This window comes from Nautilia abyssi (assembly GCF_055388085.1).
On the sequence record NZ_AP042376.1, the window covers coordinates 253,821 to 272,865 of the forward strand.

Consider the following 19,045-nt stretch of genomic DNA (forward strand, 5'->3'; position numbering starts at 1 on the left):
TTATATTTAGAGAATAATGGTTTTATTGGCATATACGAATATCCTGTCTTCAATTGCTTTTTTAATAGCTCTGCTTAAAACTATTTTTTCTATATCCCTTCCCTGAACTCTCATCTCTTCCCAGTTCATTTCATGGTTGACTCTTGTTACGTCCTGTTCGATAATAGGGCCGTCGTCAAGATTATTGTTTACAAAGTGGGCGGTTGCGCCGATAATTTTAACGCCTCTGTCATATGCCTGTTTATAAGGATTCGCTCCGATGAAAGCCGGAAGGAAAGAGTGGTGGATGTTTATGATTTTATTAGGGAATTTTTCTACGAAATTAGGTGTCAGTATTCTCATAAATTTTGCAAGAATAATAAAATCCGGATTTGTCGGCTGTATTATTTCAAGCATTTCGTTTTCGTGTTCAACCCTGCTTTTGCCTTCGGCTGGAATATAATAAAAAGGGATATTGAATTTTTCCACAAGGTCTTTTAAATTGTCTCTGTTTGCGATGACTCCTATAATTTCGACATCAAGATCACCAGAATACTGTTTTATTAAAATATCGCCTAATGCGTGGGCTTCTTTTGTTGCAAGCAGGAAAAGTCTTTTTTTTCTTTTTTTGAAAATTTCAATATCGGCACAAGGAACAACTTTTAGAATCTCTTTTTTAAGTTTTTCTTTGTCAACCTCACCGGCAATAACCGCACGGAAAAAGAATTTGTTGTTTTCTTTGTCTACAAATTCCTGCTGTGTTTCTATATTGAAATCATTCTCAAAAAGCACTTTTGATATTTTATATACAAGGCCTTTTTTATCATCGCACTGGATTAAAAGAGTATATTTCATTTTATCCCTTTTTGAGTATGATTTTATCATATTTTTTTATTTCCTGCAGTATTGAAAGTCTTGGATTTTCAGGGTTTATCTGTTTTGGCCTGTATTTTTTATCCCATAAATTTTCTTTTTTAATCCATTCTCTGCAGCAGCAGTTGTTCAGTATGCTGAACGTTTTAAGAGGGTATTTAAGACTTAAGGCGTAAAGGAATCTGTTTGTTACCGTTTTGGGCAGTTTTTTTATTTTTATTTCTTTTTTTAATTTATTCGGAAGAGACAGAGATGTTATTAATAAATCTGCTTTTATATTTTTATAATATCTTAAATGATACAGAAAATAACTTTCAATAGGGTTGGTTTTGTATATTTTGGAAAGATGAAAAAATTCTCTTTTTGTAAAAGTGATGTTTAGAAGTTTTCGGGCTATATCCAGAGTAATAAAATAATAAAATCCGTAATACAGGTATTTACTGTTAAACATCTTTTCAAATTCCATAAAAATGCGTTCGCGAGAGAGTTCGTAAAGGTTGAGTTTTCGGCATATATTTACTGTGCCTTTGTCGATTTTAAACTTAAGTCTCGAAGCAAACTGCATGGCTCTTAAAACCCTCAGAGGATCTTCCGCAAAAGATTTGTCGTCAATATGTCTGATAATTCTGTTTTTTATATCTCTGACGCCTCCCCAGAAATCCAGCATCTCTCCTGTATAAATGTTTTTCATTAACGCATTCATGGTGAAATCTCTTCTTTTTGAAGCGGTTTTTTCATCCTGGGTAAGGCTCACTTCAAAACCTCTGTGCCCTGCAGATGTTTTCGTTTCCGTTCTCGGCAGGGATATGTCAAAATTTTTCCATTTATAAACGAAAAAACTTTTTCCAACACCTTTTGCACCTAGTTTTTGCATTAAAACGTCAAATTTCTCCGGAGCGATGTCATATACTTCTATGTCGAATTCTTTTGATTTTATTCCGAGTATTTCGTCACGTACGCAGCCGCCTACTAGGTAAACTCGGGAGGTAAAAGGGGAGAAAAAGTTTTTTAAAAATTCTAAATCTTTAAATTTTTCATTTTTCACTTTTAACTTTTCATTTCTGTGAGAGTTTTTCATCTATTTTTACAAGCAGGTATTCTAAAAAGTTCAGTGTTACATCCAGTTTTACGTCCAAATTTTCAGTATTAGGCGATTGAAGGCCTTCAAATAAAACAAGAATTCTCTCTTTAATGTGTTTTAAAAATTCTTTATCACACTTGCTTGCAGGAGAGAGTTCTTCTTCGCTTATTGCGCTTTCTTCTATTTCCTGAAGAGTTTCCAGTATGGTGTCTTTTAAATCCATAGCAATCCTTAAATTTCACTTAGCCATTGTTCGAAATCATATCTGTTAAGCTGATTGATTTCATTGAATTCTTTCAGTTTTAAAACATTAACGCCTTCAAAAAATTTTCTTTTTTTAAGCCTTTCAATGGCATCAATAATTTCCGGGTCTTCGTTTTCTTTCAGAAGTTCCTCGTAAATTTCAAGGGCTTCTTGTTTAAACCCTTGAGTTTCGAGTATTCTTGCGTAAGTTTTTGTTTTAGTTAGCGGCATGGTCTGCTATTAAACTTCCCATTTCACTTGTTGTAACAACCTCTTTAGCGTCAAATGCAGCCAAATCTTTTGTTCTGTAGCCTTCTTTGAGCACTGCTTTAATAGCGTTTCTGATTTTTTCAGCAGCGCTCGTTTCGTTTAAGAAATCAAGCATCATGGCAGCACTTAAAATTGTGGCAATCGGATTTGCGATTCCCTGTCCCGCGATATCTGGAGCGCTTCCGTGGATCGGTTCGAACAGTCCTACTTTTCCTCCTACGCTTGCACTCGGAAGAAGTCCGATACTTCCTACAATCATACTTGCTTCGTCACTTAAAATATCGCCGAATATGTTTCCGGTAAGGATAACGTCAAACTGTTTGGGATCTCTTACAAGCTGCATTGCCGCATTGTCGACATACATGTGCTCAAGTTCCACTTCCGGATAGTTTTTAGCGACTTCTTCTACAACTTCTCTCCAAAGTTCGCTTACTTCAAGGACATTTGCTTTGTCTACAGAAGTTACTTTTTTGTTTCTTTTCATTGCTTCTTCAAATGCGACTTTTGCAATTCTTGCTATTTCGTCCCTGCTGTAAACCATAGTGTTGTAGGCTTTGTTGTCGTCTTTGTATCTAGGCTCTCCGAAATATATTCCCCCGGTAAGCTCTCTTACGACAGTAAGGTCTACACCTTTGATGACTTCCGGTTTAAGGCTTGAAGCGTTAACTAGTTCGTCAAAAATTATAGCCGGTCTTATATTTGCAAAAAGTCCTAAAGATTTTCTGAGTTTCAAAAGTCCTGATTCAGGTCTTTTTTCTTTTGGAAGGCTTTCCCACTTAGGACCTCCTATCGCACCGAAAAGAATTGCGTCGGAATTTAAAGAGCCTTTAATGGTTTCGTCCGGACACGGATTGTCGAATACGTCTACGGCCGCACCGCCTAGAAGGTATTCGTTATATTCGAAATTAAAGCCTTCTTTACTTGCTACGGCGTCAAGTACTTTTATTGCTTCTTCTACTATTTCAGGGCCGATTCCGTCACCTTTTATAATGGCTATTTTATATGTTTTCATTTGTTTTCCTTTAGCATTTCTTTGGCAAAATTTATAAGCCCTCCGGCTGCGATAAGCTCTTGCATAAATTCCGGAATCGGAGTGAATTTGTAATCTTTTCCGGTGTCAACGTTATGGATAATACCGTTGTCCAAATCTATTTTTACCAAATCTCCTTCATTGATTTCATCACTTTCAAGAAGTTCAAAAATAGGCAGTCCCATATTAAAACTGTTTCTGTAAAAAATTCTGGCGAAACTTTTTGCTATAACCGCCGCAACACCTGCTGCTTTAAGTGCGATAGGCGCGTGTTCGCGGCTTGAGCCGCTTCCGAAATTGTATCCCGCAACTATAATGTCACCAGGTCTTACTTTGCTTGGAAATTCAGGATCTGCGTCTTCCATTACGTGTTTTGCAAGTTCATGAGGATCAGAAGTATTCAGATATCTTGCCGGAATAATCAAATCCGTATCGATATTGTCTCCGAACTTCCATACTCTTCCGGTAATTACATTCATAAAGTTCCTTTTTTTTGCTGAATTTTATCAAAAATGATTATAAAAACGAAATTAGAAAAATATAAAAACAAAACACACGGATAATATTAATATTTCAGGTATAAAGAAAATTAACATTTTTTTTGCAAGTTCTTTTGAAAAAAACAGAACAATAAAAAATTTAGTAAGCGTGTTGCTTATAGATGCCGTTGCTATTCCGACCGCGGCGTTTTGAATACTTAACGAATGTCTGCTAAGTTCGCCAAGAGAAAGTGTAATAGCGTCAACATCGGTAAATCCGGAAATAAACGAAATTATGTAAAGTCCTAAATTTCCGAAATGTCTGTTGGAGTATTCGACAAGTGCGTAAATTACAGCGAATATCAGTGCAAATTTTATCGCTTCACTTAGTTCAAGCGGGTTTTTTTCGAGTTTTTTCAGTGTCGTCTGTATGTTTTCAAGAGATTTTTTATAAAAATAGTAAGAAAACCAGATACCGTAAACAAATGCGGCAGTATAAGGTATTATTATGTATTTTATAATTGCTGGATTTGTTATATATGTTTCTATAAGCACTCTGGCAAACATCAGCGTATTGGCTATAGCTATCGCGGATGCATAGGTGTTTATAGAGCTTTTAGTGTCTTTAAACATTGCTGAAAGAGAAGCGGTAACCGCGGTAGAGCTGATAAATCCTCCGGCGGCCGCAGTGAAAAGTATTCCTTTTTTTTCTCCGAAAAATTTAATTCCCAGATATCCGATAAATGAAAGCGCCGCTATTATGACGGCCATCAGCCACGTTTTATACGGGTTAAACAGTTCTAACGGGCCTACCGGCTTATCCGGAAGAATTGGAAGCAGAATAAATGTCATTATCAATAGAAGAATTCCGGCGTTAATTTCTTTTTGGGTCAGGGTTGTTTCTATTTTTTTCAGTTTTGTTTTAAGATTTAAAATAACAACCGTAATTACGGCAATAAATATTGCGCGCGAGGTCTGGTTGTAAAATACCATAACACCTAAAAGAAAAGTTATAAGAGCTGCAATATGCGTAGTTGTCCCCTGTCTTGAATAATGATAAACCTTTAAAAAATACGCTGCCGTAACTATCAGCCCGAATATAAAAAAAGAAATAAGCAAAAAATATTCTACTTTGGTATTAACCCATGCGGAAATAAATCCGAAAATCGAAATCAGCACAAACGTTCTTGTACCTGCAAAGCCTTCTTCGTTTTCCTGGGAAAAAGAAACGCTTCTTTCCAGTCCGATAATGAAACCTAACACCGACGTAATCAAAAAAGCTTTTAAAATTTCCGTTTGCATTGCAATCCTTTAATATATTATATAAAAATTTTGATAAAATTATGCAAAAAAAGGATGAGTTTGAGAAAAGCCGTAGCGTTTACCGGTCCTAGCAACTCCGGAAAAACAACATTAATAGAAAAAGTGGCGAAGAAGCTTATAAGCTCTTATAAAATAGCCATTATTAAAAACGATCCTTCCGACAAGGCAAAGTTTGACACCGAAGGCAAGGACAGTTATAAGTTTTATCAGACGGGTGCAGAAGTTGTAGTTACATCTCCTAACAGGACAACTTATTTTTCACACAGACAAAAATCCCTTGACGAGATTGTTGAAATGATAAACGATTTCGATATTCTGCTGGTGGAAGGCCTTAAATATCTTCCGCTTCCGAGACTTGCCGTATTCAGAGGCGATGTGGACGATAGCTATTTCAGATATATTAAAGCCGTTGCCGTTGATGAGAGTGTGGATAAAAGTAAAATTCCTTCAAACATAGAAATTTTGGATTTAAACAATACCGATCAGATAATCGAGTGGGTTTTAAACAACGCCGAAGATATTTAAGGAGTTAAAATGACTGAAATTATAAATTCAATCCAAAAAATAGCCGTAGAAATCAAAGACGCTATCAAAACGAAAGATACGGGAAAAGTAGAGTCTCAAAACGCAAGTGGCGACGTTCAGGTTAAACTTGACGTAATCAGCGATGAAATCGTAGAAAAATATCTTTTAAAAACTTCAAGCGTTATCGAAATAATAAGCGAAGAAAAAGAAGACGCAATGCCGGCAAACCCTAACGGCAAGTATTTTGTTGCATACGATCCGCTTGACGGAAGCAGTCTTATTGATGTCGATTTAAGCGTGGGAAGCATATTCGGAATATATAAAGGCGGATACAGCGGTCAGAATATTGTGGCGGCAGCATATGTGGTTTACGGACCTAGAGTTGAAATGGTTGTTGCAAGAGATACGGTAGAACTTTTCAGATTAAATGAACAGACAAACGAGTTTGAATTTGTAAAAGAACTGAGACTTGAGGAAAAAGGAAAAATTTTAGGACCGGGCGGAACTCAGAAATGCTGGTATCCTTATCATAAGGAAATGATCGACAACTTCTTCAAAGAAGGATACAGATTAAGATACAGCGGAGGAATGGTTCCTGATTTACACCAGATTCTGCTTAAAGGCGGAGGACTTTTCGCATATCCGGGTACAACCGACAAACCTAAAGGAAAACTCAGAAAACTTTTCGAAGTGTTTCCTTTTGCATACGTTTACAATAAAGCCGGCGGACTGGCTGTAGACGGAAAAGGTGATCTTTTAGATCTGGACAGTGACGGTTACCATGATACGACACCTTGCTTTTTCGGAAGCAATTATGAAATAACGAAAGTTTTAAAAACATACGAAGGGGCAGACAAATGAGCGACAAGTGCAAAACATATTATTTAACGACACCAATATATTACGTAAACGATATACCGCATATCGGACATGCTTATACAACTATAATAGCCGATATGATTGCCAGATATTCAAGACTTAAAGGGATTGATACTTTCTTTTTAACGGGAACTGACGAACACGGTCAGAAAATTGAAGAGGCAGCTAAAAAAAGAGGAAAAACTCCTAAAGAATATGCGGATGAAATCAGCGGTAAGTTTAAAGCTTTATGGGATGAATTTGAAATAAGCTATGACAAATTTATAAGAACTACGGATGAAGCGCATAAAAAAGGCGTTCAAAAAGCGTTTTTGGATATGTACAAAAAAGGCGATATTTATAAAGATTATTATGAAGGACACTACTGCGTAAGCTGTGAAAGCTTTGTGGCTCCTTCTCAGCTGGTAAATGACGAGCTTTGCCCGGACTGCGGCAAACCTACGAGAATTATTAAAGAAGAAAGTTATTTTTTCAGACTTTCAAAATATCAGGACCAATTGCTTGACTGGCTAAAAAACAAAAAGCCTATTTTACCGGAAGCAAAAGCAAATGAAGTAATAAGATTTGTGGAAGAGGGACTCAAAGATCTTTCGATTACGAGAACATCTTTCGAATGGGGAGTTAAACTCCCTCCTGAAATTAACGACCCTAAACACGTTGTTTATGTATGGCTTGACGCACTGTTTAATTATTTAACGGCACTCGGATACGGCAGTGAAAACGACGAACTTGTAAAAAAATACTGGCCTGCAAAGCTTCATATAGTAGGTAAAGATATTCTTAAATTCCATGCGGTTTACTGGCCTGCGTTTTTAATGAGCATAGGCTATGAGCTTCCGAAAGTTATTGCTGCTCACGGCTGGTGGACAAGAGACGGTGAAAAAATGAGTAAATCCAAAGGAAACGTAATCAATCCTAAAGACGTGGCCGACGCATACGGGCTTGAGAATTTCAGATATTTTATGCTAAGAGAAGTTCCTTTCGGAGCGGACGGCGATTTCAGCGAAAAAGCGTTAATCGACAGAATTAATAACGATTTAGGAAACGATCTCGGGAACCTTTTAAACAGAATCATAGGAATGGCTTACAAATATTTTGACGGAAAAGTAACAAGCAAAAACGTTGAAAAATATTATGCAAACGAGTTAAACGAAGCAAGGGAAATCGTAAAAAACCTTGAAGAGACATATCTTTGGAAAATGCAGATACATAAGTTCCTTGAAGAACTTTGGAAAGTTCTTGCAATCGGAAACAAAGCGATTGATACGTATAAACCTTGGGAACTTATGAAAAACGGCGAAGAGGAAAAAGCGGCTGCGCTTATAGGGCTTATTGCAAACCTTCTTGCAATGACGGCTGTAAACCTTCACGCCGTTATGCCTAAAACAACTCAAAAAATCGCAAAATCTTTAGGTTTTGAAATAAACAGCGAAAGTTTCAAAAACATAATGGAAGGAAAGCTTCTGGATGATTTCGTAATTGAAAAAATACCTCCGCTTTTCCCTAAAATAGAAGAGCCTTTAATGAAAAAAGAAGAAGTAAAAGAAGAAAAACCTCAAAATTTAATCACTATTGACGAATTTTTTAAAACAGAACTTAAAATCGGAAAAGTTGTAGCAGCCGAAGAAGTTAAAAAATCAAAAAAACTTTTAAGACTGGAAGTTGACCTTGGAGAAGGAAAACCGAGACAGATTATAGCGGGAATCAAAGAATATTATAAACCTGAAGAACTGATAGATACTTATGTATGTGTTGTGGCAAATCTTAAGCCTGCAAAACTTATGGGAATGGTAAGCGAAGGTATGCTTTTAGGAGCTAAAGATAAAGAAGGGTTTGCCCTTATAAGACCTGAAAAACCAAAAAAACCCGGAACGCCTGTTAAGTAAGGTGAAGGTTTTAGTCAGGTTAAAGGATGAAGGTGAGTTTTTTAAGTTTAATTCGGATGAAGGATTATTTTGAAAATTGAAACATTAGTAAACTTAACCGGAGGAGAACTTCTTAACTCTCCTTATATCAGCGAAGTCACTTCTTTTACAAACCGTGTTGAAAATGTAGTAAGAGGCGGCTGTTTTTTTGTAACAGATAAAAATGATGTTCAAAAAGCGGTTCAAAGCGGTGCGTATGCCGTTATTTCCGAAGATTATGAAGAAATTACGGATCACGAAATAGCCTGGATTAAAGTCGGTTCAATACAAAAAGCGGTAATTGATATATTTAAATATGAAAATCTGCAGACAAAAATTTACTTTTGTGACGAAATAACGGAACATATACTCGATAAAATGAATTTAAACAAAGAAGTTATTGTTTTGCATACTTATGAAGATCTTTTAAGAGGTATGAATATAAAAGATAAGTATCTCGTAACTTCGGATAAAACGTTTAGAGACCTTTTTTCAAATGTTGAAGTGCTGCTTGCTGAAAATATTGAATTACAGCAGCTCAGCCTTTTTAAATCAAAATATCTTACTGAAGAAATTAACCTCCCTTATGTATATAAGGATGAATTCGCAAGAGCTTTAAAATTTTTTGAAGACCATAATTTAAAATATTCGCTTGAATTTGAACTTGAGAGATTTAAGCCTGTTTTTGTGGATTATAAATTAAGGGAAGTTGAATACGGAGAAAGTGAAAAAGTACTGATTAAAGGCATTAAAAACGACAGGTTTTTTTTCAAAGAACTGAATTATTTAATTGACAATACAAAACACGCAAAAACAGTAATAGTAAACGAAGAAAATAAGAGCGTTCTAAATGAAGGGTTTAATTTTGCAATGCTTGTTGATTATGATGTGGATACGCATTTAAACACAGATGAGGGGAGTCTTTTTTGATTAAAATCACAAAAATAAACACTCTCGGAAAAGGGAAATTTTTAGAACTTAAAGAGGTTTTTTTCGATTATTTCGGAAAGAAAAGAAGATGGGAAGTCTGCTCTTCGCATAACAGTGTGTCAATACTGATTTATAATACCGATCTGAACAGTTTAATTATGGTAAAACAGTTCAGACTTCCTGTATATATGAAAAACGGTGACGGGTATACTTTAGAACTGTGTGCGGGGCTTTGTGATAAAGATAAGCCTAATATAGAGATTGCAAAAGAAGAGGTTTTAGAAGAGTGCGGATATGATGTTGACGTAAAAAATATTCAAAGAATTACTTCCACATGGGCCAGTGTAGGCAGCAGCGCTGCTAGACAGGAGATATTTTATGTTGAGGTGGATGAAAGTATGAAGATAAGCGACGGAGGGGGAATAGACGATGAAGATATAGAAACAGTATTAATTCCCGCCGATGAAGTTTATGAAAAAATATTTGATGAAACGGTAGTTCTGACACCGGGAGCGAAATTTGCGATGCTTTGGTGGATATTTAATAAAGTTGGTAAGTAGATAAGTTGTGAAAATAGAAGGCAGTATAAAAAAGGAGAGGAATGAAGCATATATTCAGGGAATATGACATTAGAGGGATTTTTGAAAAAGACTTAACGGAAGAAATCGTAAAAAAAATAGGATATTTTTTAGGTAAAAAGATTAATGGGGAATATGTTTTTGTTAGTTACGATGCAAGGACACATTCACCTGTTTTACATGACTGGCTTGTAAGCGGTCTTAATTATGCAGGAAAGTCAGTAATAAGCGGGGGTATGCTTCCGACGGGAGCCAATTATTTTGCAAACTTCAGACCTTTATGTATTGAAAATAAAGGCAAAATAAATATTTCCGGGAGTATTCAGATTACGGGTTCACACAATCCGCCTGAATACAACGGCTTTAAAATAACAATCGACAAAGCGCCTTTTTACGGCAGGGATATATATGCTTTGGGTGATGAAATATTAAATAGCGATATAAAAATTGAAGATAATACGAATGTAATTAAATACGATTTGAAATCGGATTATATCGATTATATTTCAAACCAGTTTTCACATTTAAAAGGAATGGATTTAAATGCTGTGTTTGACTGCGGTAACGGTGTAGCCGGTGTGGTTCTCAGGGATATACTTGAAAAAACAGGCATTAAAAATTATGAAATCCTTTTTGAAGAGCCTGACGGAACGTTTCCAAACCATCATCCCGACCCGACCGAAGAAGAAAATCTTAAGGATGTGTATAGTGCACTTAAAAAAAGAAAATACGCTTTTGCTTTTGACGGTGATGCGGACAGGATTGCGTTTTTGGATCAGAAATACAATTATAAAGGCGATATTCTTGCATATTTCTTTGCAAAAAACATGGACAATCCGTATGTTATAAGCGAAGTAAAAGCCACTCAGGTAATGTATGATGAAATAAATAAAATAGGCCGTGCGATAATGTACAAAACCGGACACAGCAATCTAAAAACACTTCTGAAAAAAGAAAACTGCGACCTTGCGGCTGAAGTGAGCGGACATATTTTCTTTAACGACAGATATTTCGGAATTGACGATGCGGTTTATGTTGCATTTAGAATTATAGAGCTTATTAAAGAAAAATTTGATTTTGTAAAAGAATTTGAATCGCTTCCGAAAGTTTATAATACTGACGAAATAAAAGTAAAAACGACAGAGGACAAAAAGTTTAAAATAATCGATCAATTAAAAAGTTATCTGAATGAAAACAAAGATTCGTTAGAAATTAAAGAAATTGTGGATGTGGACGGCGTGAGAGTGATTTTTGAAAACGGATGGGGACTTGTGAGAGCGAGCAATACTACGCCGGTACTGGTAACAAGATTTGAAGCTATGGATAAAAATTCGTTAGAAGAGATTGAAAACAGATTAATGAAATCGCTGGAAAGATTTCTTTAATCTTTTCTTCTGTTTAAATAAAATAAGTGACAGACGCTGATTTTATTGATATGCAAACATTTAGCCTTTCTTTTTTATATATTTGAGCCAATAGATTTAGATTAATTCATAAGAAAAAGTAATGTTATTAAAGTTGATTGACTTACACTCAATTTTATTGTATAATATTGCAATAAAATTCCATATATAGTATAATTCAAAGGAGGGGAGATGAGTAAAAGTTTATATGAAGTGTTAGGTGTTAGTGAAAACGCATCTCAAGATGAAATAAAAAAAGCATATAGAAAACTCGCAAGAAAATATCATCCGGATATCTGTAAAAAACCGGAATGTGAAGAAAAATTTAAAGAAATAAATACTGCATATGAAATTCTGGGAGACGAGGAAAAAAGAAAACAGTATGATCAAATGGGCGATGCTATGTTTAACGGCCAGAACTTCCAGGATTTTTATAGGCAGCATAAAGACGTTGATTTAGAAGAAATTCTTTCTCAAATCTTCGGAGGCGGTTTTAGCAGACGTACAAGCGGAGGATTCGGCGGATTCGGTGGTTTTGACGGATTCGGCGGTTTTGGTGGAGGTTTTGCGCCTGATCTTGATATACATGCCAGAATCCAAATACCTTTTGATCTTGCCATGAAAGGCGGTGTTTACACCATTAATCTGAACGGCGAGAGTATAAAAGTAAAAATACCTGAAGGTATAAAAACAGGTCAAAAATTAAGAGTCAGAGGCAAAGGTAAAACCCTGCAGGGGCATAGAGGAGATTTGATTTTGGAAGTTGAAGTGACTCCTCATCCTGAATGGGAAAGAAAAGGGGACGATTTATACAAAAAAGTCGATGTACCTTTAAAAACCATGATGTTCGGAGGTAAAATAGGAGTTGATACATTCAAGGGACATATTAACGTAAAAGTACCTCAAAACTCAAAATGTTGTCAAAAACTGAGGGTTAAAGGATACGGTGTTAAAAACGGTAATTTATATTTAGAATTAAGACCTGTATTGCCTAAAGTTGAAGAACTTGATGAAGAGTTGGTAAAAATGATGAAAGAAAAGTTGCCTGAATAATCTTTAAAAGGAGGTGAGCATGTATAGTTATGACGAACCGGTATATTTAATAAGCGTGGTGAGTAAAATATTAAACATACATCCTCAGACATTGAGACAATATGAAAGAGAGGGGCTTATTAAACCAAGCAGAACAGAAGGTAAAATGAGACTTTATTCTCAAAGAGATATTGACAGATTAAAACTGATATTATCTTTAGTTAGAGATTTAGGCGTTAATTTGGCTGGAGTGGAAATTATTCTTCAGTTAAAAGAAGAAATTGAAGAGTTGCAAAAAGAAATAGAAAATCTTAAAAAACAACAAGGACAGATTCCTAGAAACAGAAGTGTTGTAATCAAAAAAGAAAATTATCAGCTGATATTAATTCCTACAAAAGAGGATTAAAAAAGATTAAACGGTAAAGTTATAGCTCTTTTAAACAAGGTAAAAGGGGATATTAATATATCTTTACCTATGTCTTCTTTAACTTTTGGATTGTTTATATCTCCTTTTACTATCATTTTTATATTTATACTTCCGTCTTTACCGAATAACAGATAGCTTAAACCTTTACCTATAATAGGGATTTTTTTAAGTTTCATTTTCATATTGGCAGTGATTTTTAAAAACATATAGTTTTTATTAAAATCAATATACCCTTTGGCGAAAAAGTCTAAATTATCTCCATAAATCTTAGCATCTTTTATATAAAGTATTTTCTTATAAAGAAGGTAGTTAATATATCCTTTTCTTATTTTATATCCTTTAGATGAGAATCCTGGTGACGAAAAAGAAAGCAAAGAAGGTATTGTATTTATAAATGCGATTATATTGTTCAAAGATTTAAGTTCTCTGACGATTGCGTTGTTTATGTAAATTTTGCCAGTATAAAAATTATCAGGCGATTTGACCATAATAAAATCAAGATTGATTTTGCTGAAAAAGTCGAATTTAGGCAAAAACGCTCTAAACTCTTCATTTGAAAAATTTTTACCTTCTAATAACAAATAACCCTGTTTTGTGTAACCTTTTACGGAAGAGTGTTTGTATATAGAATGGAAGTTAATGTTTCCGTGTTTATACATAACGGTTGCTGTCTGAGATAAAAATTTATGCTGTTTATACATTAAATTTGCGTTATTTGCATACATTTTGATTGTATAATTGTATTCGTTTGAATCGTTACTGTCTAGAAGAAGTGTTTCTAAAGGATATAGATTAATATCAAGGTTTATCAGTTTAACGTTTATATTGTTGTTTTTGACATTAATATCTATGTTATTGTTAAATATATCAATCTGCTTTTTACTTATGCTTATATTTAAAAATATTTTATTAACAATATTTTTAGACAAATCGGTAATCGGTTTATTTGTATGTTTGTATAAAATTGGGAGTTTTAAAAGCAGATATGTCGTAATGTCCGTAGTATCGGAAAAAGTCATTAAAAGCAGGCCGTTTTTTACAAACTGCTCAAACGGAGTGTATTTTAATACTTTGCTAAGCTGATTAATTATTAACATTTTTTTATCAAAGTCGATGTAAACCGAAGAGTTTTTTGCTCTTAGTGTATTTGTATTAAAATCTATTATTGCGGTTTCGTTATAATCTTTCAGTTTTATTATTTTGTTAATTTCAAAATCCACTTTTCCGTTTATTAAAAGTTTTTCTTTAAGAAAATCAATTAAACCGCTGCCTGTAAATTTTAAAGGCATGTCTTTTTGTAAAAACAGCTGAGCGTTTTGAGTGTAAAAATTCAAGCAGGTATTTGTTATATTTATATCTCCCATAGGCACAAACAGATCAAAATCAAACAGTTTTAATAATGAAAGTTTTGTTTTTACATGAGTAAATGATGAAATTTCTTTTGAAAAATCTATTGTAGAAGTTATATTGTTTTCTCCTGCTATTTGAGTAACAGGAATAGTTATTTTTAAAAATCTGTGCAGTATTTCTTTAATGTTTTTATTAAACAGCGCTTTTGAATGAAATGAGAGTTTTTTATTGACAAAAGAGATCTTGTTTATTTTTACATTGTTGATTTCAGCATTTTTTATATGAAGCGATTTATGTTTAATATCGGCTTTTATATTATGAAGATCGGTTTTATAAGAAAAAACTTTGCCCTTTATTTCATTAGTAAATACATTCATCAGGTTACCGAATATTTTTGAAGATTTCAGATAAACATATCTGTTTTCAAAGCGACCGTTGTCTATTGAATAATAAGTGTATTTGTCAAAAATGTTTAATAGATTGTTTGTCAGAAACAGTCTGTTTTTATCATATTCCGCAATAACGGTTTTAGTCTGCAGGTTTAAATTTTTAGGATTTTTAAAAATCAGCTCGGAATTTAGAAGTTTAAATTTGTAATTTTTATATTTTGCATTTAAAGCGTGGGCGTCTGCTATTAAGAAACCGCTGTGTATATTATAGAAAAGCACCGAATTTTCCAGTCTGACATTATCTAATCCGTATAATTTCGGTATTATGAGCTCTTTTGTGTGTAATTTTACTGTTTTGTTGTTTATTGTGAATTCGCTGTTTTTAGCATTAAGTGCGATGTTTTTGAAATTGATTTTTGCTTTTTTCAAATTTCCTTTTAAATTAAACAGATAATTATTTAAATCGGCATATATTTTTAAATTTAGATCTGATATATCGGTATTAAACAGTATATTTCCGTATGTTATATTTGGTGATGAAAAATTAATATTTAATATGTTGTTTTGCCTCAACAGGGCGTTTAATTTGAATTTGTTGTTATTGCATTTACCTTCACCGTTAAAACTTATACTGTGTTTTTTAAAAAAAATATTTATGACAGTGTTTTCGAAATTTATATCGTATTGAGGTATTTTAAGATATGAAAAATTTATATAAGAATTCTTGATATTAGGATTTATTACTGCTTTAAAATATAAAAACGGAGAATCAAATAAAATATTGTTTTTAATTAAATTGATTTTATTTATGTGAATTTTTCCGTATTCAAGGGAATTTACAGTTATTGTTTGAAATATGTTTAAAAACTTAATAACGGTAAGAGCCGTTTTATGTATGTTAACAACCTGTTTTGTATAATTTTTGGAGTTTTTTATTTTAATATCATTTATTTTAAGTACAATTTTATTATCTATTTTAAAAAAAACCGATTTGATATGAATATTTTTAATATTGATATTGTATAAATAAATACCTTTAAAAAGGGAAATGAAAATTATGAATAAAAATAACATTATTGTAAAAATTATAGCTTTTATTGAAGTGCTGCTTGTTTTCACTGTTTTTATCCTTTTTTACTTAACACGAACGGTTAAAACCGACAGGGTCGTACATATACCCAGCGGCAGTGTGAATTATACAATAAAATCATTAGAAAAAAGAGGATATAACGTAGGGTTTATTGACAAAATCGTTTTATATTTATTAGGTTCGCCTCAGGCCGGATGGATAGATTTAAAAAGCGAAAAACTTACGAAGTTAGATTTTTTATACAGGCTTACGACTTCTAAGGCGGCTTTGGTTAAAGTGACGATAATTCCCGGAGAAACAACCTATTATATTTATAAACTTTTAGAAAAAAAACTAAAACTGAAAAACATAAACTGCGGTTTTGACGAAGGCTTTTTAAAACCTGACACTTATTTTCTGCCTATAGGTATGAAAAAAAGGAGGGTTTGCGAATATTTAAAAAGAAAATCGCTAAATTATCACAAAGAAATAAGTAAAAAAATTTTTGGAAAATTTGAATACGATAAATATAAAAAATATCTGATCATCGCCAGCATTATTCAAAAAGAAGCTGCAAATACGGATGAAATGAAAAAAGTAAGTTCCGTTATTTACAACAGACTGAAAAAACATATGAAACTGCAAATGGACGGAAGTTTAAATTACGGAGAATATTCCCATCAGCCTATTACGCCTCAAAGAATAAAAAACGACAATACAAGATACAATACATATAAATTCTACGGCCTGCCTCCCGAGCCCGTATGCATTCCGAGTCCCGAAGCGATAATAGCCGCTATTTTCCCGGACAAAACCAAATATCTTTATTTTTACAAGTGCGGGAAAAGACATCTTTTTGCCACTACTTACAAGCAGCATCTGAGAAATATTAAAAGATGTAAAAAATAGTAAACATATAAGACCTTTATTGTTTACTTTTCGTAACACTGTTAAGCAATGAAAATAAAAAATTGTTACTTTTCGTATAAAAGGTGATAAAATTTAAACAATAAAAAAATAAAAGGAGATTACATGGCAAACAATCCTACAATCGTATGGACAAAGATTGACGAAGCGCCATACTTGGCTACATTCAGCTTACTTCCGATTATGGAAGCGTTTACAAAAGATGCTAACATCAACTGGGAGCTTAGAGATATTTCACTTGCAGGAAGGGTGATTGCAGAATTTTCTGATATGCTGCCTGAAAATTTAAGACAGTTTGACGAGCTTGCATATCTAGGTGATTTAGTAAAAAAACCTGAAGCAAACGTTATTAAACTTCCGAATATTTCAGCTTCAGTACCTCAATTGGTTGCAACTGTTAAAGAACTTCAGTCTCAAGGTTACCCTCTACCAGATTTTCCTGAAGAGCCTCAAAACGCAGAAGAAGAAAAAATTAAACTTAAATACCTAAAATGTGTCGGTTCAAACGTTAACCCGGTACTAAGAGAAGGTAACTCTGACAGAAGACTTGCAGAGCCTGTTAAAAATTACGCAAAAATGCATCCGCATAGCATGAAACCTGTAAGTCCTGATTCTAAATCTTACGTATCTCACATGGAGAAAAAAGACTTCTATGAAACAGAACAAAGCTTTACAAGCGACAAAGACCAGACTGTAAAAATCGTATTCGAAGACAACAATGGAAACAAAAAAGAACTTAAAGAAGTTCCTGTAGAAGCTGGAGAAGTATTCTCAGCTGCGACTTTAAACGTTAATGAACTCAGCAAATTCTTTGAAAAAGTAATCAACGAAGCAAAAGAAAAAGACATTCTGTTCTCTTTACACGTTAAGGGAACAATGATGAAAGTATCTGATCCTACTTTCTTTGACTATGCGATCAGAGTATATTACAAAAAACTTTTCGACAAATTCGGTAAAGAACTTGAAGAAATCGGATTCAATCCAAGAAACGGTTTAGCTGATTTATACGCAAAACTAGATAAATTGCCTGAAGATAAGAAAAAAGCTATTCTTGACACAATCGATGAAATCTATAAAGAACAGCCTAGACAATATATGGTTGATTCTGACAACGGTATTACAAACCTTCACAGACCAAATGACGTTATTGTTGACGCATCTATTCCTGCGACAATCAAAAACGGACTTAAAGGTTGGGGACCTGACGGTGAAGTGGAAGATTTAGTAATTACTGTTCCTGACAGAACTTACGCAACTATGTACAAAGAAATCGTAGCTGATATCGTTAAAAACGGACAGTTCGACCCTACTAAAATCGGTACGGTTCAAAACGTAGGTCTTATGGCTAAAAAAGCTGAAGAATACGGAAGCCATGACAAAACATTCTTCGCGCCGACTGACGGTAAATTCCTTGTACTTGACGGTGAAGGAAACACACTTTTCACTTTCGAAGTTGGAAAAGGTGACGTATTCAGAGCATATAGCGCAAAAGATATCGCAATTAAAGACTGGATCAGACTTGCTGTTGAAAGAGCAAAAGAAAGCGGTCTTCCAATTGTTTTCTGGCTTGACAGCAACAGAGCACATGACGCACAGCTTATCAGAAAAGTTCTAAAATATATGCCTGAATATGATCTTGAAGGTGTAGAATATTATATTATGGCGCCTCAAAAAGCTATGAGATATACTCTAAGAAGATTTAGAAACGGTGAAGGTACTATTTCTGTAACAGGTAACGTATTAAGAGATTATTTGACTGACTTATTCCCGATTATCGAAGTTGGTACAAGTGCAAGAACATTATCAATCGTTCCGTTGCTTGCAGGTGGTGGACTATATGAAACAGGTGCTGGTGGATCTGCTCCTAAACATGTTGAGCAGTTCATTAAAGAAGGTCACTTAAGATGGGATAGTTTAGGTGAATTCTTAGCAACTGTTGAATCATTAAAACTTGCAAGAAAACAGGGTGCAAACGAAAAATCTGAAATTATCGCAGATGCTCTAAACAGAGCAGTAGGTAAATATCTTGAAAACGACAAAACACCGAAAAGAAAAGTTGGTCAGCTTGACAACAGAGGAAGCCACTTCTACTTAGCTAAGTACTGGGCTGAAGAGCTTGCAAACTGCGGTGACAGCGAACTTGAAGCTAAATTTAAACCGATTGCGAAAGAGCTTAACGCAAACGAAGAAAAAATCTTAGCTGAAATAGCTGAAGCTGAAGGTAAACCGGCTGACATCGAAGGATATTATCATCCGAACGAAGAAAAAGTAGCTAAATACATGAGACCAAGTGAAACATTCAATAAAATTATAGATGCTTTAAGATAATCCCTTTTGGGATTATTTTCCTTTTA

Annotated in this window: 18 protein-coding genes; 10 read left to right on the forward strand and 8 right to left on the reverse strand. The window is 34.0% G+C overall.

Features of this window, described 5'->3' with window-relative positions:
- Positions 1–6: 6 nt before the first annotated feature.
- Genes purU through ACZ5EP_RS01255 form a run of 7 tightly spaced genes read right to left on the reverse strand, consistent with a single transcriptional unit; the run spans position 7 to position 5,257 of the window.
- Complete coding sequence (gene purU, locus ACZ5EP_RS01225) at positions 7–834, reverse strand: formyltetrahydrofolate deformylase (RefSeq protein WP_127681058.1); 828 nt, start codon at positions 832–834, stop codon at positions 7–9.
- Between the two features lies 1 nt (position 835).
- A complete protein-coding gene (locus tag ACZ5EP_RS01230) occupies positions 836–1,897 on the reverse strand; it encodes a tRNA nucleotidyltransferase/poly(A) polymerase family protein (protein ID WP_464509116.1) in 1,062 nt (353 codons plus the stop codon).
- A 10-nt stretch (positions 1,898–1,907) separates the two neighbouring features.
- Positions 1,908–2,156: a CiaD-like domain-containing protein gene (locus tag ACZ5EP_RS01235; protein WP_464509117.1), complete on the reverse strand. Its 249-nt coding sequence runs from the start codon at positions 2,154–2,156 to the stop codon at positions 1,908–1,910.
- Positions 2,157–2,164: 8 nt separating this feature from the next.
- Complete coding sequence (locus ACZ5EP_RS01240; protein WP_464509118.1) at positions 2,165–2,407, reverse strand: tetratricopeptide repeat-containing protein; 243 nt, start codon at positions 2,405–2,407, stop codon at positions 2,165–2,167.
- Positions 2,394–3,458, reverse strand: coding sequence for a 3-isopropylmalate dehydrogenase (gene leuB, locus ACZ5EP_RS01245; RefSeq protein ID WP_127681050.1), 1,065 nt, complete (start codon positions 3,456–3,458; stop codon positions 2,394–2,396). The genes ACZ5EP_RS01240 and leuB overlap by 14 nt, the downstream gene beginning before the upstream one ends.
- Positions 3,455–3,955 carry a 3-isopropylmalate dehydratase small subunit gene (gene leuD / locus ACZ5EP_RS01250; RefSeq protein ID WP_127681048.1) on the reverse strand — a complete coding sequence of 167 codons (501 nt, stop codon included), beginning with the start codon at positions 3,953–3,955 and terminating at the stop codon, positions 3,455–3,457. The genes leuB and leuD overlap by 4 nt, the downstream gene beginning before the upstream one ends.
- Before the next feature lie 51 nt (positions 3,956–4,006).
- Complete coding sequence (locus tag ACZ5EP_RS01255; protein ID WP_464509119.1) at positions 4,007–5,257, reverse strand: MgtC/SapB family protein; 1,251 nt, start codon at positions 5,255–5,257, stop codon at positions 4,007–4,009.
- 54 nt (positions 5,258–5,311) lie between these two features.
- Here ACZ5EP_RS01255 and mobB point away from each other — a divergent pair, with 54 nt between their 5' ends.
- From mobB to ACZ5EP_RS01295, 8 genes are all read left to right on the forward strand, one after another.
- Entirely contained in the window at positions 5,312–5,803 is a 492-nt protein-coding gene (mobB, locus tag ACZ5EP_RS01260) for a molybdopterin-guanine dinucleotide biosynthesis protein B (protein ID WP_464509120.1), read from the forward strand.
- A gap of 9 nt (positions 5,804–5,812) precedes the next feature.
- On the forward strand, positions 5,813–6,664 hold the full coding sequence (locus tag ACZ5EP_RS01265; protein ID WP_464509121.1) for a class 1 fructose-bisphosphatase: 852 nt from the start codon (positions 5,813–5,815) through the stop codon (positions 6,662–6,664).
- Positions 6,661–8,568, forward strand: a complete 1,908-nt coding sequence (metG, locus tag ACZ5EP_RS01270; protein ID WP_464509122.1) for a methionine--tRNA ligase — start codon at positions 6,661–6,663, stop codon at positions 8,566–8,568. Before ACZ5EP_RS01265 ends, metG begins: the two co-directional genes overlap by 4 nt.
- A gap of 69 nt (positions 8,569–8,637) precedes the next feature.
- Complete coding sequence (locus ACZ5EP_RS01275) at positions 8,638–9,516, forward strand: hypothetical protein (protein ID WP_464509123.1); 879 nt, start codon at positions 8,638–8,640, stop codon at positions 9,514–9,516.
- A complete protein-coding gene (locus ACZ5EP_RS01280) occupies positions 9,513–10,076 on the forward strand; it encodes a hypothetical protein (protein WP_464509124.1) in 564 nt (187 codons plus the stop codon). Before ACZ5EP_RS01275 ends, ACZ5EP_RS01280 begins: the two co-directional genes overlap by 4 nt.
- Before the next feature lie 41 nt (positions 10,077–10,117).
- Positions 10,118–11,479, forward strand: a complete 1,362-nt coding sequence (locus ACZ5EP_RS01285; protein WP_464509125.1) for a phosphomannomutase/phosphoglucomutase — start codon at positions 10,118–10,120, stop codon at positions 11,477–11,479.
- Between the two features lie 210 nt (positions 11,480–11,689).
- Positions 11,690–12,550 (forward strand): DnaJ C-terminal domain-containing protein, encoded by an 861-nt coding sequence (locus ACZ5EP_RS01290; protein WP_127681032.1) that lies wholly within the window; start codon positions 11,690–11,692, stop codon positions 12,548–12,550.
- Positions 12,551–12,569: 19 nt separating this feature from the next.
- Positions 12,570–12,935: a heat shock protein transcriptional repressor HspR gene (locus ACZ5EP_RS01295; RefSeq protein WP_464509126.1), complete on the forward strand. Its 366-nt coding sequence runs from the start codon at positions 12,570–12,572 to the stop codon at positions 12,933–12,935.
- Here ACZ5EP_RS01295 and ACZ5EP_RS01300 read toward each other — a convergent pair.
- Positions 12,932–15,769, reverse strand: coding sequence for a hypothetical protein (locus ACZ5EP_RS01300; protein ID WP_464509127.1), 2,838 nt, complete (start codon positions 15,767–15,769; stop codon positions 12,932–12,934). The two genes, ACZ5EP_RS01295 and ACZ5EP_RS01300, sit on opposite strands and share 4 nt — an antisense overlap.
- On the opposite strand from ACZ5EP_RS01300, the gene mltG reads away from it, so the two are divergent.
- Both mltG and ACZ5EP_RS01310 read left to right on the forward strand, forming a co-directional pair.
- The gene (gene mltG / locus ACZ5EP_RS01305) at positions 15,753–16,673 is read left to right on the forward strand and encodes an endolytic transglycosylase MltG (RefSeq protein ID WP_464509128.1); all 921 of its coding nucleotides are present in this window, start codon (positions 15,753–15,755) and stop codon (positions 16,671–16,673) included. The genes ACZ5EP_RS01300 and mltG overlap by 17 nt on opposite strands.
- A gap of 123 nt (positions 16,674–16,796) precedes the next feature.
- Positions 16,797–19,019, forward strand: coding sequence for an NADP-dependent isocitrate dehydrogenase (locus ACZ5EP_RS01310; protein WP_464509129.1), 2,223 nt, complete (start codon positions 16,797–16,799; stop codon positions 19,017–19,019).
- The last annotated feature ends 26 nt before the right edge of the window (positions 19,020–19,045 follow it).